26 protein-coding genes are annotated in these 24,952 nt (G+C 70.8%); 20 read left to right on the top strand and 6 right to left on the bottom strand.

Annotated elements, in window-relative coordinates; all coding sequences use genetic code 11:
* Window positions 1-49 precede the first annotated feature (49 nt).
* Complete coding sequence (locus DVS28_RS22760; protein ID WP_114593497.1) at window positions 50-958, top strand: AIM24 family protein; 909 nt, start codon at window positions 50-52, stop codon at window positions 956-958.
* Window positions 959-980: 22 nt separating this feature from the next.
* Here DVS28_RS22760 and DVS28_RS22755 read toward each other — a convergent pair whose 3' ends face one another.
* Together DVS28_RS22755 and DVS28_RS22750 are read right to left on the bottom strand one after the other, a co-directional pair.
* A complete protein-coding gene (locus DVS28_RS22755; protein ID WP_114593496.1) occupies window positions 981-1,748 on the bottom strand; it encodes a hypothetical protein in 768 nt (255 codons plus the stop codon).
* 55 nt (window positions 1,749-1,803) lie between these two features.
* Window positions 1,804-1,986, bottom strand: a complete 183-nt coding sequence (locus DVS28_RS22750; RefSeq protein ID WP_114593495.1) for a hypothetical protein — start codon at window positions 1,984-1,986, stop codon at window positions 1,804-1,806.
* A 50-nt stretch (window positions 1,987-2,036) separates the two neighbouring features.
* Here DVS28_RS22750 and DVS28_RS22745 point away from each other — a divergent pair, with 50 nt between their 5' ends.
* The 18 genes from DVS28_RS22745 to ccsB all read left to right on the top strand — a co-directional run bounded on the left by DVS28_RS22745 (window position 2,037) and on the right by ccsB (window position 20,781).
* Window positions 2,037-2,390: a nuclear transport factor 2 family protein gene (locus DVS28_RS22745; RefSeq protein WP_114593494.1), complete on the top strand. Its 354-nt coding sequence runs from the start codon at window positions 2,037-2,039 to the stop codon at window positions 2,388-2,390.
* Between the two features lie 48 nt (window positions 2,391-2,438).
* Window positions 2,439-3,467, top strand: coding sequence for an aldo/keto reductase (locus DVS28_RS22740; RefSeq protein WP_114593493.1), 1,029 nt, complete (start codon window positions 2,439-2,441; stop codon window positions 3,465-3,467).
* Window positions 3,468-3,492: 25 nt separating this feature from the next.
* Entirely contained in the window at window positions 3,493-4,458 is a 966-nt protein-coding gene (locus tag DVS28_RS22735; RefSeq protein ID WP_114593492.1) for a hypothetical protein, read from the top strand.
* Window positions 4,459-4,505: 47 nt separating this feature from the next.
* Window positions 4,506-5,807 carry a glutamate-1-semialdehyde 2,1-aminomutase gene (gene hemL / locus DVS28_RS22730; RefSeq protein WP_114593491.1) on the top strand — a complete coding sequence of 434 codons (1,302 nt, stop codon included), beginning with the start codon at window positions 4,506-4,508 and terminating at the stop codon, window positions 5,805-5,807.
* A 76-nt stretch (window positions 5,808-5,883) separates the two neighbouring features.
* Entirely contained in the window at window positions 5,884-6,978 is a 1,095-nt protein-coding gene (locus tag DVS28_RS22725; RefSeq protein ID WP_114593490.1) for an amidohydrolase family protein, read from the top strand.
* A gap of 11 nt (window positions 6,979-6,989) precedes the next feature.
* Window positions 6,990-10,238, top strand: a complete 3,249-nt coding sequence (locus DVS28_RS22720) for a DEAD/DEAH box helicase (RefSeq protein WP_164710915.1) — start codon at window positions 6,990-6,992, stop codon at window positions 10,236-10,238.
* Window positions 10,239-10,261: 23 nt separating this feature from the next.
* On the top strand, window positions 10,262-10,954 hold the full coding sequence (locus DVS28_RS22715; protein ID WP_164710914.1) for a TlpA family protein disulfide reductase: 693 nt from the start codon (window positions 10,262-10,264) through the stop codon (window positions 10,952-10,954).
* A 232-nt stretch (window positions 10,955-11,186) separates the two neighbouring features.
* The gene (locus DVS28_RS22710) at window positions 11,187-11,660 is read left to right on the top strand and encodes a hypothetical protein (protein ID WP_114593487.1); all 474 of its coding nucleotides are present in this window, start codon (window positions 11,187-11,189) and stop codon (window positions 11,658-11,660) included.
* Window positions 11,660-12,004: an NADH-quinone oxidoreductase subunit I gene (locus DVS28_RS22705; RefSeq protein ID WP_108667361.1), complete on the top strand. Its 345-nt coding sequence runs from the start codon at window positions 11,660-11,662 to the stop codon at window positions 12,002-12,004. Before DVS28_RS22710 ends, DVS28_RS22705 begins: the two co-directional genes overlap by 1 nt.
* Before the next feature lie 64 nt (window positions 12,005-12,068).
* Complete coding sequence (gene extP / locus DVS28_RS22700) at window positions 12,069-12,836, top strand: selenite/tellurite reduction operon b-type cytochrome ExtP (protein WP_420810909.1); 768 nt, start codon at window positions 12,069-12,071, stop codon at window positions 12,834-12,836.
* 9 nt (window positions 12,837-12,845) lie between these two features.
* On the top strand, window positions 12,846-13,697 hold the full coding sequence (locus DVS28_RS22695) for a cytochrome b family protein (protein WP_216826235.1): 852 nt from the start codon (window positions 12,846-12,848) through the stop codon (window positions 13,695-13,697).
* Window positions 13,698-13,706: 9 nt separating this feature from the next.
* Window positions 13,707-14,492 (top strand): QcrA and Rieske domain-containing protein, encoded by a 786-nt coding sequence (locus DVS28_RS22690; protein ID WP_114593486.1) that lies wholly within the window; start codon window positions 13,707-13,709, stop codon window positions 14,490-14,492.
* Between the two features lie 51 nt (window positions 14,493-14,543).
* A complete protein-coding gene (locus tag DVS28_RS22685; protein ID WP_164710913.1) occupies window positions 14,544-15,563 on the top strand; it encodes a c-type cytochrome in 1,020 nt (339 codons plus the stop codon).
* 6 nt (window positions 15,564-15,569) lie between these two features.
* The gene (locus tag DVS28_RS22680; RefSeq protein ID WP_114593484.1) at window positions 15,570-16,409 is read left to right on the top strand and encodes a hypothetical protein; all 840 of its coding nucleotides are present in this window, start codon (window positions 15,570-15,572) and stop codon (window positions 16,407-16,409) included.
* Window positions 16,406-16,978, top strand: coding sequence for a TlpA family protein disulfide reductase (locus tag DVS28_RS22675; RefSeq protein WP_114593483.1), 573 nt, complete (start codon window positions 16,406-16,408; stop codon window positions 16,976-16,978). The genes DVS28_RS22680 and DVS28_RS22675 overlap by 4 nt, the downstream gene beginning before the upstream one ends.
* The gene (locus tag DVS28_RS22670) at window positions 16,975-17,790 is read left to right on the top strand and encodes a cytochrome c biogenesis CcdA family protein (RefSeq protein WP_216826234.1); all 816 of its coding nucleotides are present in this window, start codon (window positions 16,975-16,977) and stop codon (window positions 17,788-17,790) included. The genes DVS28_RS22675 and DVS28_RS22670 overlap by 4 nt, the downstream gene beginning before the upstream one ends.
* A 175-nt stretch (window positions 17,791-17,965) precedes the next feature.
* Window positions 17,966-19,627 carry a cytochrome c biogenesis protein ResB gene (resB, locus tag DVS28_RS22665; RefSeq protein WP_114593482.1) on the top strand — a complete coding sequence of 554 codons (1,662 nt, stop codon included), beginning with the start codon at window positions 17,966-17,968 and terminating at the stop codon, window positions 19,625-19,627.
* Entirely contained in the window at window positions 19,624-20,781 is a 1,158-nt protein-coding gene (gene ccsB, locus DVS28_RS22660) for a c-type cytochrome biogenesis protein CcsB (protein WP_114593481.1), read from the top strand. Before resB ends, ccsB begins: the two co-directional genes overlap by 4 nt.
* 285 nt (window positions 20,782-21,066) lie before the next feature.
* On the opposite strand, the gene DVS28_RS22655 is transcribed toward ccsB, so the two are convergent.
* The gene (locus DVS28_RS22655; protein WP_114593480.1) at window positions 21,067-21,327 is read right to left on the bottom strand and encodes a hypothetical protein; all 261 of its coding nucleotides are present in this window, start codon (window positions 21,325-21,327) and stop codon (window positions 21,067-21,069) included.
* A gap of 136 nt (window positions 21,328-21,463) precedes the next feature.
* Here DVS28_RS22655 and DVS28_RS22650 point away from each other — a divergent pair, with 136 nt between their 5' ends.
* Complete coding sequence (locus tag DVS28_RS22650; protein WP_114593479.1) at window positions 21,464-22,138, top strand: hypothetical protein; 675 nt, start codon at window positions 21,464-21,466, stop codon at window positions 22,136-22,138.
* Between the two features lie 127 nt (window positions 22,139-22,265).
* Here the strand turns inward: DVS28_RS22650 and DVS28_RS22645 are convergent, their stop codons facing one another.
* From DVS28_RS22645 to DVS28_RS22635, 3 genes are read right to left on the bottom strand one after another with little or no spacing between them, the layout of a single operon-like run.
* On the bottom strand, window positions 22,266-23,573 hold the full coding sequence (locus DVS28_RS22645; protein WP_164710912.1) for an AAA family ATPase: 1,308 nt from the start codon (window positions 23,571-23,573) through the stop codon (window positions 22,266-22,268).
* Between the two features lie 22 nt (window positions 23,574-23,595).
* Complete coding sequence (locus DVS28_RS22640; protein WP_114593477.1) at window positions 23,596-24,117, bottom strand: shikimate kinase; 522 nt, start codon at window positions 24,115-24,117, stop codon at window positions 23,596-23,598.
* Window positions 24,114-24,872: a TetR/AcrR family transcriptional regulator gene (locus DVS28_RS22635; RefSeq protein ID WP_164710911.1), complete on the bottom strand. Its 759-nt coding sequence runs from the start codon at window positions 24,870-24,872 to the stop codon at window positions 24,114-24,116. The genes DVS28_RS22640 and DVS28_RS22635 overlap by 4 nt, the downstream gene beginning before the upstream one ends.
* Between the last annotated feature and the right edge of the window lie 80 nt (window positions 24,873-24,952).

Genomic DNA, 24,952 nt, shown 5'->3' with positions numbered 1-24,952 from the left:
CGGCTGGTTGGATCGCCTCGGACCGCAGGAACCGACGAGGAGCAGGACGATGGCAGGCGAGTGGCGCCCGGACCCCGAGGGCAACTACGAGTACCGCTGGTGGGACGGCGAGGGCTGGACCGACCAGGTCGCCCACCAGGGACAGGTCGGGGTGGTTCCCATGGGCGGGGGCACCCCGGCCACGACGCCCGACCAGCCAGCCCAGCCCCAGCCCGATCAGGCGCAGGCACAGCCGGTGCAGGCCCAGCCAGTGCAGGCACAGGGGCAGCCCGGGGGAGGAGGGGGCTTCGCCGGGATCACGGGCGAGCTCATCGACGGCCGCTTCGCCGAACGTGACGGCCAGCCCGTGGCCAACCAGAACGGCAAGATGCTCCGCGTCCGGGTGGGCGAGCCGTTCATGGCCCGGCAGGGCTCGATGGTGGCCTACCAGGGCAACGTCGACTTCTCCTTCGAGGGCGGCGGCGCGTCGCGCTTCATCAAGAAGGCGCTGACGGGCGAGGGCCTCTCCCTCATGCGGGTGTCCGGGCAGGGCGACGTGTTCCTGGCCGACACCGCCACCCACGTGCACCTGCTGCACCTCAACAACTCCGGCCTGTCGATCAACGGCAAGAACGTCCTGGCGTTCTCCACCTCGCTGGACTGGAACATCGAGCGGGTGAAGGGTGGCTCCATCGCCACGGGCGGCTTGTTCAACACGACGCTCCGCGGCTCGGGCTGGGTGGCGATCACCACCGACGGCGAACCGGTCGTGCTGAACACCGCCGAGGCTCCGACCTTCACCGACACCCAAGCGGTCGTGGCGTGGTCGGCGCACCTGCAGACCCAGCTGAAGTCCAGCTTCAAGGCCGGTGCGCTGATCGGACGCGGATCCGGCGAGGCGTTCCAGGTGGCCTTCAGCGGCCAGGGCTTCGTGATCGTGCAGCCTTCGGAGGGCATCCCGATCCCGACGGCCGGCTGACCCCCGCGCTGACCCGCCTGGGCTAGGCGGTGCCGGGCGTGGGCGGGTTGCCCATCGCCCGGTCCTCCGTGGCGCGCACCTCGGCCCGGGCCTCGCGCAGCGCCACGAGGTGATCGCGGGCGTCGGTCAACGTCACCCCGGTCGTGGTGGTCTCCGCCAGCGCCTCGGCCTGCTCCTTGACGGCCTCGTCGGCCAGCGCGACCAGCAGGTCGGCCAGGTCGGCGGTCTGCTGGCGCAGGAGGGGAGAGGGCGATCCGCCGATCCGCGTCGCACGGCGTTCGGCGGCGAGCAGCCGGTGCAGCCGGGCGATCTCGCCGTCGGCCTCCATCACGGCCCGGCTGGCCACCCAGCCGTCGTGGGCGAGGTCCTGCACCAGCCCACGGGCGGCCAGCAGTCGCCGGAACTCCGCCCGGACGTCCTTGGGCAGCTCCGACAGGTCGTCGTCCAGCATGTCGGGGGTCAGCACCCCCTCGGCCGCGGCCTTCTCGCGAGCCACCTCGGGGTCCCGACGTTCCAGCAGCTGCGCGACGGCACCCACGCCACCTGCACCCACCCCGCCGGCCACCAGCAGCGCACCGAGGATCGTCCGCAGCGCACCGGGATCCCCGATCGCCAGCAGCAGCCCGCCGAACCCGAGCAGCATCACGGCCAGCACGACCGCCACCGCACGAACCCCTCGCCGGATTCCCCTGCGGGCCGGCGCGGTCGAGCGCACCACCCGCTTGGCCCCACGACGTGCGGCCCGTCCTGCCTCGTCGAGCAGGTCCTCCAGCAGGTCCTCCAGATCCACGCCACGACGGTACCCGCGGCGGGGTCGTCAGCGCGGGTCGATCAGGAGGTGCCCGTCACGTCCCGAACGTGCCCCCGTAGAAGAAGACGTACAGCGCGGCAAGGATCACGACCAGCAGGATGACCTTGATGACCGTCTTCACCGCCCCGACGACGAAGCGGATGGCGAACACCAGGACGAGCAACGCGATGGGCGAGGCCACCGGATCCAGCTCGATCCCGCTCAGCAATTCCTCCATGGCCGGCAGGATAAGGGCAGGTGGACCCTCCGGGTACGCTTCGACGCAGGATGTCTGATCCCACCCACGAGGCCGTCGAGACGTTGGTCCATGCCCTGAACCACGGTGGCCTGCCCGAGATCCTGGACGCCTTCACCGATGACGCGGTGTTCTCCTCCGATGGTGGGATCGCCAGCGGCCGCCACGAGCTCGCCGCCCTGTTCGACGGCACGCTGGAGGAGCCACGGCCCCGCATGATCCTCCGACACACCGAGCGGGACGGCAACGTCCTGCACTGCCGGGCGACCCGCCGGTTCACCATCTCCGACGGCGAGCAGGCCATCGGCCACGACGTGGAGATCCGCTGCGTCTTCACCGTCGTGGAGGGCGCCGTCGCGCGCGTGGTGGTCGACCCGATCCAGTGAGGCCGATCGGCCGAGGACGTCCGGCGGCCGGGCGGTACGCTCGGACCCATGCGCTATCGCCAGCTTGCACCGGGAATCGATGTCTCCGAGGTCGGCTTCGGGAACTGGACCGTCACCACCGGATGGTGGGGGGACTACACCCGTGAGGAGTCGCTTCGCCTGCACCGCGAGGCCTTCGACCACGGCATCACGTTCTTCGACACCTCCGACGCCTACGCCGAGGGCTACGCCGAGGAGGTGCTGGGCGAGGCGATCGCGCCGATCCGTGACGAGGTCGTCATCGCGACCAAGTTCGGCTACGACATCACCTCCGACCACGAGCGGGTCGGGCAGCAGGAGCGGGCCCACCGCACCGACGTGGCCTACATCTCCCAGCGGCTGGACGACTCGCTGAAGCGGCTGGGGGTCGAGACGATCGACTTCTACCAGCTGCACAACCCGCGGATGGCCCACATCGACGCCGACGACCTGTGGGCGTTCCTCGAGGACGCCAAGGAGGCCGGCAAGATCCGGGCCTACGGCGTGGCGCTGGGCCCGAAGATCGGGTGGCTGGAGGAGGGCGTGCATGCCATGCGCACCCGTGACGTCCACGGCATGCAGATGATCTTCAACATGCTGGAGCAGTCGCCGGGAAAGGAGCTGCTGGAGGTCGCGGAGGAGACCGGCCGGACGATGATCGTGCGGGTCCCCCACTCCTCGGGGATGCTCGAGGGCAACCTCACCGCCGACCACGTGTTCCCCAAGAACGACCACCGGCGCCACCGTCCCCGTTCGTGGCTGATCGAGGGTGTCCAGAAGGTCGCCACGCTCGACTTCCTGACCGAGGACGGGGCGGGCACGGGCATGACGCTGGGCCAGGCGGCGCTGAAGTGGGTGCTGTCCCACGACCGCTGCGTGACCACGCTCCCCAACATCTACGGCAGCGACCAGATCGCGGAGTTCGCGGCTGCCCCCGACAAGCGGGACCTGACGCCGGAGGAGCTCGACCGCGTCCAGGCGCTGTACGACGACAACTTCGGCGTGGTCCCCGAGGGCCTGCCCGACACCGACAAGGTCAACGGCGGCGTCGGCAGCTGATCGACAGGAGGAGGGGCACGACGAGATGGACGAACGGCCCGAGTCGGGCGAGGCCGTCCAGCACGCCCCGCCCCCTCCCGTCGCCGACGCGACGCGCACGACAGCCCCGGACGTCGGCAGCGAGCTGCCGGTCGTGCCGGCCTCTCGGCCCGCGTCGTCGGGCGACCCCGTCCGGCTCGACCGTGCCCACGCCGAACGGGTCATCGCCCGGGCGCTGGAGCTGCAGGACGCCCATCGGGGGCGGCCCGACGGCCTGACGCTGGCAGAGGTCGCCGACGTGGCTGGCCAGCTCGGCGTCGCCCCGGACCTCGTGCGCCGAGCAGCCCTCGACGTCCGGCTCGCCGGAGCCGTCGAGCACGAGCCCAGCATGGCCGAACGCCTGCTCGGCCCGGCCCGCATCGTCGGGGCGACGTCGGTCCCGGTCGACATCGAGGCCGCCCGGCAGGCGGTCGACCGCTGGATGACCACCGACGAGGGCATGCGGATGCGCGGTGCCAGCGCCGACCGGCAGCGCTGGGGCAAGGACGCCCGGTTCGTCACCGAGATCAAGCGCGGCCTGGGCAGCCCCCGGGCGAGCGGTGTCCTCCGCGGGCTCGACGAGGTCGACGTCACCGTCGAGGCGATCGAGGACGAGACGGTCGTCACCCTCGAGGCCGACACCCGGAAGATCCAGAAGACCGGCGTGGGGATCGCTGCCGGCTCGACGTTGGCCGGGGCGGCGTTCGGATTTGCGGCGGCGACCATCATCCCCGACGCAGCCGGCGGCTTCAGCGACCTCGGACAGTTCGGCCTGACGTTCGGCGCCTGGACGGTCGGCGGGGCGGCGACTGCCGTCACCGTCTGTCGCTCGTGGAGCAGCAAGGTCCGCCGCGGCGTCGCCGACGCGCTCGACGGCATCAACATGACCACCACCTGGGACGGCCCGGACGTCGTGGAGGAACGGCCGGGCTGGCGCAGCACGATCGTTCGCTGGCTGGACGGCAACCGCTGAGCCTGCTGGCGTCGTCGGTCGACGGGCTCGACGCTACCCTGCGGCCCGTGACCACCACACCTGCTTCCGTGCCCGTGTCCGAGTCGCTGTTCGCCCGTGCCGAGGCCGTCATCCCCGGCGGCGTCAACTCGCCCGTCCGCGCCTTCCGTGGTGTCGGGGGGACGCCGCGGTTCATGGCGAAGGGGGAGGGCCCGCGGGTCACCGACGAGGACGGCCGGACCTACATCGACTACGTCATGTCGTGGGGGCCGCTGATCCTCGGCCACAGCCACCCCGACGTGGTCGCCGCCGCCATCGACGCCACCCGGACGGGGTCCTCCTACGGGGCGCCGACCCGCGGTGAGGTGGAGCTCGCCGAGGAGATCGTGGCGCGCATCCCCGGCGTCGACCAGGTCCGCTGCGTCTCCTCGGGCACCGAGGCGACGATGAGCGCCATCCGCGTCGGCCGCGGGTTCACCGGCCGGGACAAGATCATCAAGTTCGCCGGCCACTACCACGGCCACGGCGACGCCCTCCTGGTCGAGGCCGGCAGCGGCGTGGCCACCCTCGGCCTGCCCAACTCACCCGGCGTGACCGCGGGAGCCACCGGCGACACCATCGTCGTCCCGTGGAACGACCGCGACGCCGTCACCGCCGCCTTCGAGGCCCATGGCGACGACATCGCCCTGATCATCTGCGAACCGGTCGCCGCCAACATGGGCGTCGTACCCGCCGCGGACGGCTACCACCGGTTCCTCCGCGACATCACCCGCGACCACGGGGCGCTGCTGCTCGTCGACGAGGTCATGACCGGCTTCCGCCTGGCCCGCGGCGGCGCCACCGAGCTGCTGGGCCTCGAACCCGACCTGATCGCCTTCGGCAAGGTCGTGGGGGGTGGGTTCCCCCTCGCCGCGTTCGGCGGACGGCGCGAGATCATGTCCCAGCTGGCCCCCGTCGGGCCGGTCTACCAAGCCGGCACCCTCAGCGGGAACCCGGTGGCCGTCGCCGCGGGCCTGACCCAGCTGCGACTGCTCGACGCCGACGCCTACGCGCGTCTGGACGCCCTCGCCGACCGGCTGATCGACGGCTTGGCCGAGGCGTTCTCCGACGCCGGCGTCCCCGCCTGCATCCAGCGGGTCGGCAACCTCTTCGGGCTGTTCTTCACCGACACCGCAGTCACCGACTACGAGGGCGCCAGGGCCGCCGACCACGACCGCTACGGCCGCTTCTTCCACGGCATGCTCGCCGAGGGCCACTACCTGCCGCCGTCGGGCTACGAGGCCATGTTCGTCTCCACCGCCCACACCGAGGACGACATCGACGCGACGGTCGCGGCGGCGGCACGCGTTGCGGCCACCCTTGCCGAGTAGCGGTCCCGTCCCCGGGGGCCAGCCACTGTCCCGGCGGAACGTACTGCGCCGGGCGGGCGTCCTCGCTGCGGCGGGAATGACGGTCGCCCTGCCCGCGTGCAGCGAGGATGATCCCGACGGGGTCGACGTCGAGCAGCTGGAGGATCGCGATCCCATGGACATGGAACCCCTCGCCATCACCGGCGTCCGCCAGCCGGGCAGCCCCGACGAGCCGATCACCGTCACCGTGCTCGGTCGGCGCATCCACCGCGTCGGCGAACGCCCCGAGGACGGCGTGCGCACCCTCGACATGGACGGCGGCTGGATCGTCCCCGGGTTCGTCGACAGCCACGTCCACATGCAGTTCTCCACGCCCGCCGAGGTGCTGGCCGGCGGGGTGACCACCGTTCGGGACCTCGGTGGCCCGCCGACGGCCGCACAGTCGCTGATCGGCACGACCCCGCTGAAGGTGCTGATCGCCGGACGCATCCTCACCCCGATCGGTGGGTACCCCAGCCGGTCGTGGGGCGACGACGGCACCGCACGGGAGGTCGCCAGCGTCGAGGACGCCATCCGGGCGGTCCAGGAGCAGACCGGCGCCGGTGCAACGATCATCAAGGTGGCGCTGGAGGACTCCGAGGGCCGGCCGCTGTTCGACCTCGAGACGCTGCAGGCGATCGTGGCCACCGCCCGGGAGGGCGGCCTGCGCACGACGGCCCACTGCGGATCCGCCGCCGCGCTCGAGCGTGCCATCGAGGGCGGCGTCCGTGAGCTGTGCCACCTGCCGCTGCACGACGTCACCCCGGCGGAGATGCAGGCCGCAGCCGCGGCGGCGATGGTGCTGGTCCCGACCCTGGAGATCCGGGGTGACGATCCCTCGGCCCTGGAGGCGCTCGCCGCCTTCCGGGAGGCCGGTGGCGAGGTGCTGTACGGCAGCGACCTGGGCAACGGGGGCACCGCGCCGGGGATCGAGGTCACCGAGGTCCGCGCGATGCTGGCCGCCGGCATGACCCCCGCGGAGGTGCTGCGGTCGGCCACCAGCGATGCGGCCGCGTACCTGTCGCTGGACACCGGCGCCATACGGCAGGGCCTGCTGGCCGACCTCGTCGTCCTCGGCGGCGACCCGTTCGAGGACCCCTCCCGCTACGACGACGTCCGTTTGGTCGTCGCGTCGGGCGAGGTCGTCGGCTGACCGGGGGCTCGATGTCGTCCCGCCCCCCGGCGATGTCCAGGGCCGATGTGGCCCGCGTCCTCGGCCCGGTCTTCACCGACCGCGGCCTGCGCTACGCCGCTGACGGCCGTGTGCTGGACGCCGCATGGAACCCAGCCGACACGACCCTGTTCGGGACCGTGTCGGGCAGCGGCGGGCGGCTCTACCACGCCACGGCAGTGTGGGTTGTCCGAGGCGGCCTGCAGATGTTCGTGGGTGGGGACTGCTCGTGCCCCATGCAGCGGGACTGCAAGCACGTGGCGGCCGTGGCCCTGATCGGGGCCCAGCCGACGACCGGGGACGTCGATGGAGGGGGAGAGGCGGCACCGCGTCCGGCCTGGGACCGGGCGCTGGACGCCTGGACGCTGGGCAACGACGACACCGGCACCGACGTGGTCCCGCTGGGCATCCTCGTCCAGCTCCGTGACCACGGCCGTGTGGGGGCGCGGCTGGTCGAACCCGGCGCACGCGGGTGGGTCAACGGCAACCTCGAGTGGCGGACGATCTCGACGTGGTCGGGACGCGGCTGGGGGAGCAGCCACACCTTCGAGCCCGAGCACGTGCGGGTCGCCAAGGCCATCCACGCGCTGTCGGCGGTGACCTCGCAGTTCGGCGCGTACAGCTCGGCCGCCCGGGACCTGGACCTGACCGACTTCCCCCACGCCCAGCTGTGGTCGTTGCTGTCGGCCGCGGTGGACGCCGGCATGTCGCTGGTGACGGGGCAGGCGGGCCGGGAGCGGGTCGGTCTGCTGCCGGCCGGCGTCGCGGAGATGCGCGTGGACGTCACGGGTCGGCCCGACGGAAGCCACGTCGTCGCCCCGACGGTCTGGGTCGGCGACGCTCGACGAACGCCGCTCGCCGTCCTCGGCGACCCTGCCCACGGCGTGGTCCTCGCCCCCGATCCGCGTGACGCTGCCGCCGACGATCCGCTCGACCCGCAGGTCGGGCTGGTGCTGGCCGGGCTGGTGCGTTCGGCGCCCGCCAGCCTGTGCCGGGCGGCCCTGACCGGCGGTGAGGTCGTCGTCCCGTCCGAGGACGAGGACCGGTTCGCCGCCGACGGGTACCTGCGGCTGCGACGCCTTGCCCCCGTCACCTCCAGCGACGGGTCGTTCGAGCCACCCGCCATCGGCCCCCCGACCATGCTGCTGCGGATCGTCCCCGAGCGCCCGGACCTGCTGCGGACCGAGTGGTTCGTGCGCTACGCCATCGGTGACACCACCCGCGACAGCCCGATGGACAGCGGGACCAGCCGGCAGCCGTGGCGCGATCAGGCCGCCGAGCGGGTGTTGCGGGACCGCGTCACCACCCTCGTGGGACAGCCGCTGCGGGACGGGTCCGCGCGGGGGGAGGACGCCATCGACCTGGCCACCCGCATCGTGCCGCTGCTGCAGGACACCCCCGACGCGCTGGTCGAGGTCGAGGGGGACCTCCCGGACTATCGCGACGTCGACGACGACGTCGAGGTGCACGTCGCCACACGCCTGGCGCCGGAGGAACGCGACTGGTTCGACCTGGACGTGGCGCTGTCGGTCGACGGGCGAACGGTCCCGCTCGGCACCGTGTTCACCGCGCTTGCCGACGGTCGGACGCGCCTGGTCCTGCCCGACGGTGCCCACCTGTCGCTGCGCACGCCGGAGCTCGAGCGGCTGCGGGACCTGATCGAGGAGGCCAGCGCCCTGCAGGAGCGCGACACCGGGCAGCTGCGGGTCAGTCGCTACCAGGTCGACCTGTGGGAGCAGCTGGCGACGCTCGGCGTGGTCACCGCCCAGGCCGAGGAGTGGCGCCGACAGGTCGAGGCCCTGCAGCAGGTGACCGAGGTGGCCGCAGTCGACGTGCCGGAGGGCTTCGCCGGCACGATGCGGCCCTACCAGCACGAGGGCCTCGCCTGGCTGGCGCTGCTGTGGGACCACCGGCTCGGCGGGATCCTGGCCGACGACATGGGCCTGGGCAAGACCCTCCAGGCGCTGGCGATGATGCTGCGCGCCCGGCAGGCCGACCCCGACGGCCCGCCGTTCCTGGTCCTCGCGCCGGCGTCGGTCGTCCACGGCTGGCAGCAGGAGGCCGCACGGTTCGCCCCCGACCTGTGCGTCCGGACCGTCGACGCCACCCTCGCCAAGCTGGGCACCACCGCAACGGCCGTCGCCGCCGGGGCCGACGTCGTCATCACCAGCTACACGCGTTTTCGCCTGGACGCCGAGGCCTACGCCGAGGTCGGCTGGGCCGGACTGCTGCTGGACGAGGCCCAGGCGGTGAAGAACCCTCGGTCCAAGCTGTACGGCTGCATTCGTCGGCTGCCCGTCCCCTTCGCGCTGGCCATCACCGGCACGCCGCTGGAGAACGACCTGATGGAGCTGTGGTCGCTGCTGTCGATCACCTCGCCCGGCCTGTTCCCCAACCCGTCGGTGTTCAAGGAGATGTACGTCACCCCGATCCAGCGCAACCACGACCGCGAGCGGTTGGCCCGGCTGCGTCGACGCATCCGGCCGCTGGTGCTGCGCCGGACCAAGGAGGAGGTCGCGGCCGACCTTCCGCCCAAGCAGGAGCAGGTCCTGTCGGTGGAGCTGACGCCGGCCCATCGCAAGGTCTACGACGGGTGGCTGCAGCGCGAGCGTCGCAAGGTCCTGGGACTGATGGCGGACCTCGACGAGCACCGGTTCACCGTCCTGCGCTCCCTGACGCTCCTGCGACGGGCCAGCCTGCACGCGGGACTCGTCGAGGATCGCCACGAACGGGTCGCCTCGGCCAAGATCGACGTGCTGGTGAGCCACCTCCACGAGGTCGTGGCCGGCGGGCACCGCGCCCTCGTGTTCAGCCAGTTCACGAGCTTCCTCTCCCTCGTCCGCGACCGGCTGGACCGCGAGGGCATCGACCACGTGTACCTGGATGGCGCGACGCGCAACCGCGAGGCCGTCGTCGGGTCGTTCAAGGACGGCAGCGCACCGGTCTTCGTCATCAGCCTCAAGGCGGGTGGTGTCGGCCTGAACCTGACCGAAGCCGACTACTGCTTCCTGCTGGACCCGTGGTGGAACCCGGCGACCGAGGCACAGGCGATCGACCGGACGCACCGCATCGGCCAGACACGACGGGTGATGGTCTACCGCCTGATCGCCGCCGGGACCATCGAGGAGAAGGTGCTGGACCTCAGCCAGCGCAAGGCCGCCCTGTTCGACGGGGTGATGGACGACGGCCGCCCGTTCGCCGGTCGGCTCGACGCCGACGACATCCGGGCGCTGATGGAGTGAGGCACTGCACTACCTTGGGCGGCGTGACGACGCCACCCGGTTCCGAATCGCTGCCGACCACCCCTGACCCCGCCCCCGAGCAGGCTGCGGCGGGTGCGCCGTCCGGCGGCAGGTCCCGCACGCTGCTCGTCGGCCTGGCCGCGGTGGTGGCGCTCGGCGTGGCAGCCTTCGCCCTGGCCTCCGGGGGCGGGGAGTCCGACGGCGGCCCGACGGTTGCCTGCGGCGGTGCCCCGGCCGAGGCCGACCCGGCGCTGGTCGACGGCGACAGCCTGACGCCCCGGTCCGAACCCGACGCACTGCCGCCGGCCCAGCTGTGCGCGTTCTCCGACGACACCCCGGTCGACGTCGAGGGGTGGCTCGGCGCAGAGCCCCTCGTCATCAACTTCTGGGCCACCTGGTGTGCCCCGTGCGTCGCGGAGATGCCCGACTTCCAGGAGGTCCACGAGGCCGCCGACGGTCGGTTCCGCCTGATCGGCATCAACACCCAGGACTCCCCGGCGCTCGCCCCGCCGTTCGTGGCGGACCTCGGCATCACCTACGACCTCGTGCGCGACCCACGCGGGGAGTACTTCAACGCCACCAACGGGTTCGGGATGCCGACGACCCTCTTCGTCGCTCCCGACGGCGACATCCGCTACCGCCACACGGGACCGCTGTCGATCGAGGCGATGGCCGAGCTGCTGGCCGAACACCTCGACGTGGAGCTGCAGATCTAGCCGAACGGGGTGCCGAACGGCAACCGTCGGGGTGCCGAACGGCAACCAATGGCACCTCGGAGCGCTCCACGGTTCGCAGCCCGAGGGCCCGTCCGGGTAGGATCAGCACTCCATCCGAGGCATGTCGTGCCGGGATGGAGACCAGAGCGCCCGAGGCCGGCATCGAGACCCGGTGTTCCCGCCATCCGGCAGTTGAAAGGTTGACCGAAGTGGACGAAGTGAGTGATCAGGCGTGATCCAGGAGTTCTTCACCACGATCCCCGACGTGATGCGGGAGCTGTGGCAGTTCGGTGACACGTGGCAGGGCCTGTTCGTCACCCTCGGCAGCATCGCCCTGACTGCGGCGTTCACCGTCGGCGCCATGCGCACGCGCGACAAGTACGGCTGGGTGTCGGCGACCCTCGGCTGCTGCGCGGCGTTCATCGCGGCCCTGTGGGCCTTCGGCATCCTCCCGTCCGCATGGATCTACTTCCTGGACGGCTCCAAGGACACCCTCACCGACCAGATCGTGCCCAGCCAGATCGCCTTCGGCGACTTCGTGGTGATGAGCAACTTCTACCAGGTGTTCCGCGACTCGATCGTGATGGTCGAGACCTTCGTGGCCATGGGCCTCTTCGGCGCCATCGCCCTGGCCGTCCAGAAGCGCTATCCCCGCGGCCTCGCCGACGGTGAAGAAGCCCGCGAACAGTCAGGGGGCTACAAGTAATGGGTCTCACCGATCAGGGGTTGCACCCCGAGATCTACGACGACTACCGGATCGAGACCGTCGACCCGTCGTGGCTGCAGGAGCGGGTCAAGCCCAAGCGCCACATCGGCCTGACGCCCGAGCTCTGCATCCTGTGCCGTGCCTGTGAGGACGTGTGTCCCTGGGAGTGCATCTGGATGCTGGCGCCCGACGTCATCACCGACGCCGAGAACCCCGAGGTCATGACGCTCGCCCAGTCCTCGTCGGCGACGTTCATCATCGACGACAACGAATGCACCCGCTGCGCCATCTGCGTGGAGCGGTGCCCCTCCGACGCGCTCTGGCTCGGGCGCGTGGAGTCCTAGGCCACCCCACCCCGTGCACAGCCCGAAGTAACGCAAAGGTTCACCCCTCGTGTCACGTCTCTCCATCCCCAAGCCGCCGAAGCCGGACGAGCTGAAGAAGCAGGTTCAGGACAACGTCGTCTGGAAGTCGATCTTCCGGCCGGGCTCCATCTACCGCAAGGGCTACCGCGACACGTCGCGCGACCGCGCCCTCGCCGCGATGAACAACATCCTGTACCACCTGCACCCCGTGAAGGTGAAGCGGCATGGTCTGAAGCTGACCTACACGTACTGCCTCGGCGGTACCAGCTTCTTCCTGTTCATCCTGCTGACCATCACCGGCATCTTCCTGATGTTCTTCTACCGGCCCGCCGCGGGTCCCGGTCAGGAGCTCGCCTACGCCGACATGCAGCGGATCATCTCCCAGGTCCAGTTCGGCGACCTGGTACGCAACATCCACCGGTGGTCGGCCCACCTGATGGTGCTGACGGTGTTCCTGCACATGGCGCGGGTCTTCTACCACGGCGCCTACAAGCCCCCGCGCGAGTTCAACTGGGTCGTCGGCGTCATCCTGCTGCTCCTCACGCTGCTGCTGGCCTTCACCGGCTACCTGCTGCCGTGGGACCAGCTGGCGATCTGGGCCGTGTCCGTGGGCTCGCAGATGGCTGGATTCACCCCGGTCTTCGGCCAGCAGGTCCAGTTCGTCCTGCTGGGCGGGGTCGAGGTCGGCCCCGAGACGCTGCTGCGCTTCTACGTGCTGCACGTCCTTGCCCTCCCGTTCGTCACCACGCTGTTCCTGGCGGTCCACTTCTGGCGGATCCGCAAGGACGGCGGCATCTCCGGTCCGCTGTAGGAGGCACTGATGTCTGAATCAGTCGAGATCGACCAGGCCGTTTACGACAAGCTGATCGCCGAGGGCAAGAGCGAGCGCATCGCTCGTGCCAAGGCCAAGGCAGCGTTCGTCCGGGCCCAGAAGAAGGCCGCTGGCGAGACGCTCGGCCCGAAGTCGTTCGAGGAGCAGAAGGCCAAGGCTGCTGCCGCCGGTGGCGGCGGCGGTGGAGGTGGCGGCGCTGCCGCAACCGCCGTGGCCGAGGCCGGTGCCCCCACCGGCATGATGAGCGCCGAGGAACGCCAGAAGCGCGTGGCCGAGGCCCTGTCGGCGAAGTCGGGCAAGGTCGCTGACCTGCAGACGCCCGAGGCCAAGCTGGCCGGGCAGAAGCACACCCACCGCCTGCTCGCGATGGTTCCCCCGTCGGGCATCCAGCAGATCAAGGGCAAGCAGGAGGACAAGGTCTACACCTGGCCGCACCTGCTGTCCTCCGAGCTGGTCTGCCTGCTGGCCGTGACGGCCTTCATCCTGCTGCTGTCCATCACGCCGGCGTTCCCGCTGCGCGAGCTGGCCAACCAGAACCAGACCCCCAACCCGTCCAAGGCGCCCTGGTACTTCCTCGGCCTGCAGGAGCTCCTGCGGTACTTCCACCCGATGATCGCGGGTGTGACCGTGCCGGGCATCGTCGGCCTCATGGGCCTGATGGCGATTCCCTACCTGGACAAGAACCCTTCGGTCAAGCCGGAGAACCGCAAGTTCGCCTACGTGCTCATGAGCATGTTCCTCGGCGCGTCTGCGCTCCTGACCCTGATCGGTTCCTTCTTCCGCGGTCCGGGCTTCAACTGGGTGTGGCCCTGGGTCGACGGCCTGTTCTTCGAGATCTAGGTGACTGTGATGTCTCTTCCTCTTCTCCTCCTCGCCACCGTCGCCGGCCTCCTGGCCCTCGCCTTCTGGTGGCTCCGCCCGATCCTGCAGTCCATGGCCGCGGAACTCGCCGCCACACCGCAGCGGACCCGTGAGGTCACGCCCGGCCTCGCCGACCCCGACTGCGGGATCGGTATCGCCCTGATGGCCTCCGCGGCCGACGGTGGCGGTGGCAGCGCGCCGGCGAAGCCGAAGCGCAAGAAGCCGACCGGTCCCGACCGTCGCCAGTTCCTCCGCAACGCCTGGCTGGCGTCGTGGGGTGGCGTCGCCGGTGCCTTCGGCCTGTCTGCCCTCGGCTTCATCTGGCCACGCCTGGGCGGCGGCTTCGGTGCCGTCATCAACCTGGGCAGCGTCGACACCGTCCTCGGCCAGATCGCCGATGGTGGTGGCCGCCTGGAGTACCCGGCCGGTCGCCTCTACATGGTCGCCTACGACGCCTCCAAGGACAGCGACGGCGTCTACGCCGAGCTCAACGGCGAGTCGCCCGCCATGGCGATCTACCAGAAGTGTGTCCACCTGGGCTGTCGTGTCCCGTGGTGCGAGACCTCCAAGTGGTTCGAGTGCCCCTGCCACGGGTCGCGCTACAACCGCTGGGGCGAGTACCAGTTCGGACCGGCCCCCCGCGGCCTGGACCGTTTCCCGACCGAGGTGCGTGACGGCAACATCTTCGTCAACACCGGCCAGGTCGTCACCGGCCCGACCCGCACCACCCAGGCCCTCGGCGAACCCGCCGCCGGGCCGAACTGCAACGGCTAGCCAACGCCCGCCGTTCGCGTCGCATCTGCGAGACCCTCGAGGTAACCACGCGTGAGCACTGTTTCGATCGCAATCGTGATCCTGGCCATCGGCGCCGGGATCACCCTCGTGCTGCTGCTGGCATCGGGCAACGCCCGGCGCAAGCTGTCCAGCGCCATTCCGCCGGCCATGCGGCCGATGTACGCCGACGACGAGCTCGAGGGCAATCACCTCGAGCGGTTGATGACGTGGGGCGTCGTGCTGACGCTCTTCTTCGCCATCTTCCTGCCGGCGTACTGGCTGCGGGAGCCCATCCGCGCGCAGGACAAGCAGGAGGGCCTGTTCGCCCGCGACTACTCCTCGGGTGAGGCGCTGTACGCGGCCAACTGCACCGAGTGCCACGGCGCCGACGCCCGTGGTGGTGCGGCCCTGTCGCCCTACGGCTCCGACGCCTGGCCGGCCCCGAACCTGCTGAACATCGTCAGCCGGTACGAGGACAGCCGCGTCGTCACCGACATCCGGGACCACATCGAGACGACGCTGCACCGCGGCCGTCCGGGGACCCCGATGCCGACGTGGGGCACCAACTACGGCGGCCCGATGACGGACTTCCAGATCGAGGCCATCACCGACTGGCTGCTGGTCAACCAGGAGGGCGACGCCACCGAAGCCAGCCCGGCGGTCAACGCCGAGACCGGCGAGGCGGTCTCCGGCGAGGACCTCTACCAGCAGAACTGCGCGCGCTGCCACGGCACCGAGCTGCAGGGCATCGTCGGCCCGTCCCTGATCGGCGTGACCGATCGGCACAGCGACGAGACCATCCTCGGGATCCTGCAGAACGGCATCTCCATCCAGCCCGGCAACATCATGCCGCCGTGGCAGGAGGCCTACATGTACCCCGACTCCCGGTTCGACGACGACGCGCTGTCGCGCATCATCGACTACCTGCACGAGGCGCAGCCGAGCACGCTCCCCGACGACGCCCTGCAGTACCAGACCCCCGGCGTCGGCGAACCCGTCGAGCAGCCCGCAGGCGACGAGGCCGAGGCAGACGCCGAGGCCGACTCCGACTCCGACTCCACCGAGGTCTAGGCCCCGATGAGCACTCTCACCTCCCTGATCGTCCTCGCCACCGAGGGCGGCATCCCGGCCGACAGCCCCTGGGCCAAGCTCGCGGTGCCCCTGGGCATCCTGCTGTTCGTCGGCCCGATCTTCATGCTGCTGCGGTCCAACCTGGGCACGCGCCTTGGGTACCTGGTGATGTCGGTCACCCTCTGGGGCTCGATCTTTCTCTTCGCCCTGTTCTGGACCTTCGGCGCCCCGGGCACCCCCGCGTTCACCGGCCCGCAGAACCTGCCCGGACAGGAACTCGACGAGTACCTGCCGATCTGGGTCCCGCTGGCCCAGGACGCGCTGGCCGTGACCGAGGAGGGTTCGCCGTACAGCGTCATCGCCGGGTACCCCGACGGCTTCCAGGACGAGCCCACGATCGAGGAGGACCTCCTCGAGGACGGCATCTCCGAGATCGGCAACGTCTTCGCCGGCCTGTCGGAGCCCTACACCTCCCTGCTGACCGGCTTGGAGGAGCCCGTCGAGGTCCAGTACGCGACGTCGGACAACGATCGTCCGATCATCGCGGTGACGTACGCCGACACCTGCCAGATGGACAACGACGGCAACCTGCCCGCTGGCTGTGAAGAGGTCGGGGCCATCGCGCCCGAGGGCTCAGACGCCCGCGGTGAGGACATCACCCTCTTCGCGTTCTTCGACGCCGGCGCCCCCGCCTTCCCCAGCTACCTCATGCTGGGCGGAACCGCGCTGCTCTTCGGCCTCCACATGGTCCTGCTGGCCCGTGACGAGAGCCGCACGACCCGCGAGCAGATGGCCGAGGCCGAGGAGTCCGTCGAGGTCGAGGAGAAGGCGACCGTTTCGGCGTGATCCGTCACGCGTTCACGCGAACGTCGGCAGCGCTGCTGCTGGCGTTCGCCGTTTTCGGCTCCGCCTGCACGCTGGGCATCTCCGAGAACGAGGCCGGTGCCGGCAGCACGTTCATCGGCTCCCTCGAGCTGATCGACCCCGCGGACCGCGAGCCTGCACCGGACGTGTGCGGGACCACGACCGCGGACGAGGAGCTCTGCCTCGACGCCCTCGTCGGCACACCGACGCTGGTCAACTTCTGGGCGTCCTGGTGCGGACCGTGCGCGAGGGAGATCCCCGAGCTGGTCGAGCTCGACTCCACCCGCGATGACCTGCACATCGTCGGGGTCAACGTGCAGGACTCGATCGTCAACGCCAGGTCCTTCGAACGCGACCAGGGCGTGACGTACCCGTCCTGGTTCGACGAGGGCTCCATCATCGCTGGGGCCTTCGGGGGCATCGCCCCCGAGGCCCTGCCGTCGACGATCCTGCTCGATCGGGAACACCGTGTGGCCATCCGGTTGTTCGGAGCGGTGACCATGGCTGACCTCGTCCCCTTCCTCGACCAGCTCTCCTCGGAGACCGGATGATCCCCATGCCAGCGCAGCTGGTGTTCGCCCAGGCCGGTGACATCGCCCAGCAGGCACAGTCGGCGATCACCGACGCGAACCTGCTCGTCGCGGCCGGTGTGGCGCTCATCGCCGGCATCGTGTCCTTCGCCTCGCCGTGCGTGGTGCCGCTCGTCCCCGGCTACCTGGCCTACATGACCGGCCTGTCCGGGGCAGACATCCGCGAAGGCGGCGGTGGAGCGGCGGCGCGGGCGCGGGTGCTCAGCGGTGGCCTCCTGTTCGTGCTGGGCTTCGCCATCCCCTTCACGCTGCTCGGCCTCACCGCGGGGTCGCTGTCGCGCACGCTTGCGACGAGGCCGTGGCAGATCGGCCTGGGGCTGATGGTGATGCTGCTCGGCATCGCGTTCACCGGCCTGCTGCCGTTCGACTTCCTGCGCCGCGAGGCACGCATCACCGACAACGCCATCGACAAGGGTGTCCTCGGGGCGCTGCCGCTCGGGTTCGTGTTCGGCGTGGGCTGGACGCCGTGCATCGGGCCCGCCCTGGCCGCCATCCTGACGCTCTCCGTGACCTCCGGCGGTGGATCGTCGGTCCGCGGCGGTGTCCTGGCGTTCGTGTACGCGGTCGGGCTGGGACTCCCCTTCATCCTGTTCGGCCTGCTCTTCAACCGCCTGGGCCGGGTACTGGGCTTCCTGCGGCGCAACGCCGGACGGCTGCAGATCGGCGGCGGCGTCATGCTGGCCCTTGTCGGGCTGGCCATCGCCACGGGACTGTGGGACCGGTTCATCGAGTGGACGCGGCCGTTCATCAGCGGCTTCGAACCCCCCATCTGACCCACCCCCAAGCGGACGTGGGACCGACGTACAAGGTCGTCCACACCTGTGGACAACCTGTTGACTCCGCATCGCTGCCCGTGATCCTCCAAGGCGAACTGCAACAGGCGCGCACTGTCCGTCGGTCGGTTCGGCGCCACCTCGGGAACGGGTCATACTGGACGGCGACGCGCTGATGACCGATACCGTGCCGGCGCGGGCCGCCGACGACGAGCAGCCTGCCGCCCCCCGCCCTCCCGGCCCGCGACTCCCCCTCCTGCCCACCCCGTGGGAGGTCGCCGGGCGTCTCTGGCGACGCCTCAGACGGATGTCGACGGCGCTCGTCCTGCTGTTCGCGCTGGCCGTCGCGACGCTGATCGCCACCTTCATCCCGCAGGAACCCGTCATCGCCTCGACCGTCCGGCTGTGGCGGACGGGGGAGGAGGGACCGGGGGCTGCCGTCTCGGGCGTCCTCGATGCCCTGTCGTTGTACGACGTGTTCGGCTCGTGGTGGTTCGGCGTGCTGACGGTCCTGCTGTTCGTCAGCCTGACCGGCTGCCTCGTGCCGCGCTGGGCGGCGTTCGCCCGCAACGTGCGCAAGCCACCGGTCCGGGGTCGCAACCTCGACCGGTTGACCCATCGGGCCGAGCTGTCCGTGCCGCCGGGCATGTCGGAGTCCGACGTCCTCGACCGTGCTGGGCGCGCCTTCCGCACCTACCGGACCAGGGTCATCACCTCGGAGCAGCACGCCCCCCAGCTGGCCATCGAACGGGGTCACTGGCGCGAGTTCGGCTCCCTGGTCTTCCATTCCAGCTTCTATGTCCTGCTGATCGGCGTGACCCTGGGGGCGGCGTTCACCTTCACCGGTCAGATCGACTTCGAGGAGGGGGCGCGCTTCGCCGACACCCCGGTCGGGTACGACACCTTCACCGCTGGGACCCTCTGGGACACCGACCGGCACAACGGCCACACCACGACGCTCGACGCGTTCGAGGTGACCTACCTGCCCGACGGGTTCACCCCCGACGACTTCGTCTCGACGGTCACCTTCACCTCCGCCGATGGGGAACGGACCGTGACCGAGGACATCCGGGTCAACCACCCGGTGCACTTCGACGGCCTCACCTACTACCAGCGGGCGTTCGGCTTCGCGCCCACGGTGGCGCTGCGGAGCGGCCTGAACGGGGCCGAGCTGTTCGAGGACCAGCTGATCCTGCGACAGGACGGCGGGTTCTGGACCGGTCGCGGCAAGGTCAGCGTCGGCAACCCGGCCGCCGACCCGCCCCTGCCGCAGATCGCGGTGGAGGTGCTGTTCCTGCCCGATGCCGAGTTCGCCGAGGACGGCACGGTGCAGTTCAACTCACCGGAGGCCAACGACCCACGCCTGCTGGTCACCCTCTACCTCGACGACGACCTGGGCCTGGACCGCACCGTCCCGATCAGCCGCCTCGACTGGCCCGAGAGCGCCGTGGTCGATCGCGCGATGATCGTGCCCGGGACGCCCGTCGCGCTGGCCGGCGGGCTGTTCGAGGTCGAGTTCGCCGACCTGTCGATGTGGAGCGGGCTGCAGATCAGCCACCAGCCCTACCGCTGGCTCATCCTCACCGGGGCCTCGATGGTCCTCATGGGCCTCATCCCGTCGCTGTACGCCTACCGCCGTCGGCTGTGGGTCGAGGTCCGGGACGACCGAATCGTCGTCGCGGGGGTGGCGCTGCACCGCCGCGACCGGTTCGCCGAGACCTTCGACGACGTCGTCGACAGGGTCGCCGGTACCCTCGGGACGGACCGGATCCCCGCCCCTTCCCGCTCGAATCCCCCTTCGACGCCGCAGATCGACCCCCAAGGGAGTCACACGTGACCGACCTCGCGCTGGCCGAGACGTCCAACTCGTTGTTCAACGTCGCCTTCTTCGTCTACCTGATCGCGATGATCGCCTACTTCTTCCGGTTGGCGTTCACGCGGGTCAGCGCCGACGGCGTCCAGACGTCGACGGTGGCGGGACGTCGCGTGGGGCACTTCGGGCTTGCCGTGCTCCTGGGCGGGTTCGCCGTGCACCTGACCTCCTTCGTCATGCGTGGCGTTGCCGCCGGCCGCGTGCCGTGGGGGAACATGTACGAGTACGGCTCGGGCATCGCCCTGCTGTCGATCGCCACCGCGCTGGTCGTCGTGCAGCGCCGCTACGGCCACCTCGTGGGCTTCGTCATCGCCGGCTCCCTGCTGATGATGACCACGTCGCTGTTGCTGTTCACCGATGCCGGGCCGCTCGTGCCGGCGCTGGAGTCCTACTGGCTGCAGATCCACGTCAGCGCCATGATGTTCTCCTCCTCGGTGTTCATCGTCGGGTTCGTGGCCACCGCGCTGTACCTGGTCAAGGACCGCGCGGAGACCAAGCTGGCCCGCACGTCCAGCTTCACCGGCTCGACCGTCGGTGCCGCCCGCTCGGCCACGGTGACCCCCAGGGGCGAGGGCGACATCGAGGGACGCGTCGCCGACGTCGACGTGGACCCCGAGGAGGTGCAGGTCGCGTCCGCGACCGCGCAGCGTGACGTGCTGAACCCCGTCCTCTTCCCCGTGATCCCCTTCGTCGGCGTGCTCCTCTTCGTGCTCGTGGTGTGGCGCGCCCCCGTCCCGGCGATGCTCGCCGCCAGCGTTGCGGCGTTGATCGGCTCCAGCGTCTGGTACGCCGTGCCGTACCTGCCACCTGCCGCGAAGCTGGACAACCTCGCCTACCGCACCACGGCGTTCGCGTTCCCGCTCATCACGTTCGGGATCATGTGCGGCGCCATCTGGGCGGAGGAGGCCTGGGGCCGCTACTGGGGCTGGGACCCCAAGGAGACCGGCTCCTTCGTCACCTGGGTCCTCTACGCCTCCTACCTGCACGCCCGGTCGACCTACGGCTGGCGCGGCCGGCGAGCGGCCTGGGTCGGCGTGACAGCCTTCACCGCGCTGTTGATCACCTACTACGCCGTCAACCTGTTCGTGGTCGGCCTGCACAGCTACGCCGGCGTCTGACCGCGAAGCGGCGTCTGACCGCCGTTGCTGACGGCGGATCGACACCGTCCCGAAACCGACCCTTTACAGATACCGACATCTGTCGGTAGGGTTCTCGTCACTGGAGGGGTCGTGGGGCCGTCAGGTGATGCCCCACCCAAGACAAGGTTGACCCGCGACCACCACGACGAGGTGATGGTCAACGGCCCCCGAGCCGAGCGACCCCCCCCACCGACACCGCCGGGACGAGCGATCGTCCCGGCGGTGTTGGTTTCTTCGATGGGGGCTTGCTCGTCCGGTGCCGCGTCAGCCGTCGGTGTCGCTCGACGTGTCGTCATCGTCGTCATCGTCGTCGTCGCCGAGCAGGTGCGCGGGAACGTCAGGGACCTGCGACCCCAGCGACGCCCGCGGCACGGCCCGGACCCCGCAGTCGGGGCAGTCGTCCTGCCATTCCGGGACCTCGCGCCGGCACTCGGGGCACGACATCAGGCCGAGGTCGACGATCAGCCCGGTCGCCCCCGGTTGCTGCTCGTCGGACTTCTTCGGATCGTTGGTGACAAAGCCCATGGGGTCGAGCGTAGCCGTGCCTCCGCGGAGGTGACCGAACGTGGTGATGAACAACAATCAGGTGTCGGGAGGAGTTCGGGGCGTGCATGTCGAACCCACGGGGCACTACCCCACCCCCAGGAGGACCAGAGCCACCATGCGTGCACGCCTTTCGACCCTGATCGCGCTCTTCGCGATCGCCGCCCTTGCCCTGCCCGCCGGCGCCACCCCTGTGCCGGGAGACCCGGACTTCCTGCCGACGCTGCGGACGGAGCAGACGTTCTTCCACTGCGCCAGCGCGGTGAAGGTGCAGAACGTCGACGCGATCCAGGGCAACACGCCGTCCTGGGACACCACCGCCCCGACCACGTCGTTCACGGCGGGTGGCGGCTGTGGGTTCTACGACAACATCCTGTCCGGCACCGCGGTCGCGGGCCCGACCAACTCCGCCATCTGGACCGGCACCTTCGACGGCAACCTCGACAGCATCGAGGTCGAGCTCCACCGCTTGCTCGCCGGCGCCGGCGGGTCGGTGACGTTCCCCGCACTCGTCATGACCCTGACCGTCGATGGCAGCGTCGTCTACGACGGTGACGTCGAGGGATTCATGTGGCTGCCCAGCAGCACCGGTGCGTCGGAGTCCGCCACCATGACCTTCACCGACCTCGGCTACCTGACCGAGCACGGCGACGGCTTCGAGACCCGCGAGATCACGTTGCAGGTCGACTCCTACAACGAGGCCCAGACCGCGTGGGTGTTCGACGCCAGCGAGGTCCCGGCCGGTCTGACGTTCAACCCCGCCACCGCCACCTTCCCGACGGTGAAGGTCTGACCGTCACCTCGTGAGCGGGGCAGCGAGCCGCTGCCCCTCCCGATACAGTCACCCTGCGACGGCCGCCCGACCCACTCGGTGCGGTCGTCGCGCTTTTTCGATCAGCACGGCTGCGTGGCCGACCGGCTCAGCGGTGCAGCGCGGCAGGGGTCAGGACCCCGGTGCCCGAGCGGGCCATGACATGGACCTCGTCGGGGGTCGCCGACATCGCCTGCACCAACCGGTCCCGCCACACGCCACCGTCGACCCCCGCCGCCCAGTGGCACGACGCCGCGACCACGGGATGGGCGCCGTCCACTCCGAGGACGTCGACGACGTCCTCGCCGGGACCGCCCCACCACTCGCCGCACGACACGCCGGTCTGCTCGGCCATCCAGTCCGCCGCGACGCTGCGCCATGCCGCCGCCTGTGAGGCGGCGATACGGTCAGCCTTGCGTCGCAGGACGGCAGCACCACGGCCGAGCTCGAAGGCGTCGCGGTGGGGGAGGACCACGCCGAGCCACAGCCGCAGGAACGGATCCCGCACCCGGTAGCGGACCTTGCGGGTGCGGCGGGGGTCCTCACCGGCCGGGGTGATGCGGTCCAGCAGGCCGAGGCGTTCCAGGCTCGTCAACGCCTCGCTCGTGGTTGCCGGGGCCAGGCCCGCCCGATCCCGGATGGTCGTGAAGGTGGACGCGTCGAGCGCCACGAGCTCCAGCACACGCGCTGCCGCTGAGCCGGGGGTCAGCTCCTGCAACACGACGGTGCCCTCGTCGCCGAGCGGCGCGCCCGGCCCGTCCAGCAGCTCCGCCAGGTTGGTCGCGGCGTCGTGGCGGGGGTCCCAGAGCGCCAGGTACCGCGGCATCCCGCCGAGGGTGACGTAGGCCTCCATCCACACGTCCGGATCGTCACCACCGACCAGCAGCGGGGCGTGCTGCCAGGAGAAGGGCCCCAGGCGCAGGTGCATGTCGGGTCGTCCGAACAGCGGCGCGTCGGTGGAGACCAGCTCCTCCATCAGCCCCACGTGGCTGCCGGCCAGGATGATCGACAGCTGCGACTCACCACGGTGGTCCCACCGTGCCTGCAGCGTGGACGGCAACGAGGGGTCGGCCTCGCACAGGTACGGGAACTCGTCCAGGACCAGCAGCAGCGGGTCGTCGGAGGACCGCGCGATCAGGTAGCCGAGGGCGGTGTCCCACGTCTCGAAGTGGCCGAGGTCCAGCAGGTCACCGGCCAGCGGGGGCACGACCGCGCGCACGCGCTCCTCGAGGCGGCGCAGCGCCTCCCCGATGGGGGCACGGGTGCCGGGCAGGAACACCGACGCCCGCTCGGTGGAGAAGTGGTCCAGCAGCGCGGTCTTGCCCACACGGCGACGTCCGCTGACGACGGCCATCCCCGGATTGCACGCGCGGGTGAGGGCTCGCAGCTCTTGTTCACGGTTGACGAACTTCGGCATGACCGAAGTTTGGCAGAACCGATCAAGTGTATGGGGGAGGTGTGACATCGACGGCGGCGAGGGCGTTGCGTTGCACCGTTTCGGTCGGCTTGCTGGCGTCGATCACCACGTCGGCGACCGCGGTGAAGAGGGGGCGTCGACGCCGGTCCAGCGCCTGGACGACCTCGAGGGGCTCGCCGTAGTCGGGCCGATGGGTGGAGGAGGTCATGCGTGCCGCCAGCACCTCCGGCGGCGCGTCGAGCCACAACACGCACGCGGGGGCGAGGGCGGTTCGGACCACGGGCCGCTCCACGACCGAGGCGGCCGCGGCGACGACGACGGGCCCTTCGGCGAGGGCGGACAGGACGTGCTCGGCCTCCAGATCGTGCAGCCGACGTCGCCCGTCCGGGCCCGCGGCGAGCGTGGCGGCCGTGTGGCCGGTCGCGGCCTCGATGTCGGCGTCGGAGTCCCGCAGGGGACGGCCGAGGTGCTGGGCGATCAGCCGGGCGACCGTGGTCTTGCCGGCGCCCATCAGCCCCAGGACCACGACCGGGCGATCGGTCACCGCGGCGGACGGTCCTGGGACGTGCCCAGCTCGTCCAGCCGGGCCAGCACCCGGTCGAGCTTGGCGTCCATCGTGGCCAGGTCGGGAGCGTCGGGCGTGTGGGTCGGCCGCGTGGACCGGCCGGCATCCGGGGCGATACCGGCCCCGTTGATAAGCAGGTCGACCACGTCGTCGGCGGCGGCCGCGAGGTCGGTGGGTCGCCCGGTTGCGGCGTGGCCCAGGAGCAGGTGCTCGGTGGTGCCGAAGAACGCGTCGCGCACGACCCGGGTGGACACCTCCGGCCGCAGGACGCCGGTGTGGACCAGGTCGTCGATCAGCCGGTCCATGACGCGGGTGACCCGCCGGTTGCAGGCCCGGAACGCCTCCACCACCTCGTCGCTGGTCGTGCGCCGCCCCTGGCGTCCGAACACCGCCATCAGCGGCTGGTGGGCCGCCGTGTGCGGCATCCACCACCGCGCGAACGCCCGCAGGCGATCCAGCGGCGCGTCGGCGGAGTCGATGACCGCGTCCATCCGCTGGAGCAGGTCGTCGTAGTAGTCCTGCATGACCGCGACGAGCAGCCCGGCCTTGGAGCCGAAGTGGAAGGCGATCGACGGCTCCGACACTCCGGCGTCAGCGGCGATCCGTGCGCCGGTTGCCCGCTCGAACCCCTCGGCGGCGAAGCGGTCACGTGCGGCGGCGACGACGGCCGCGCGGGTTCGGTCGCCCCGGGTGCCGGTGTCCGGTCGCCGGCCGACGGGTGACGCGCTCGGCACGACGATGCTCCTCCTCGACGGGGTCGGTCCCGACGCAGGATACCCCCGGCCGCTTGTCGGGTTCCTGCGACGGGCGGCCG

Origin of the sequence: Euzebya pacifica, assembly GCF_003344865.1 — a bacterium.
In the GTDB taxonomy this organism is placed as follows: Bacteria; Actinomycetota; Nitriliruptoria; order Euzebyales; family Euzebyaceae; genus Euzebya; species Euzebya pacifica.
Note: the sequence above shows the minus strand (reverse complement) of the source record. Positions and strands in the feature narration are given on the sequence as shown.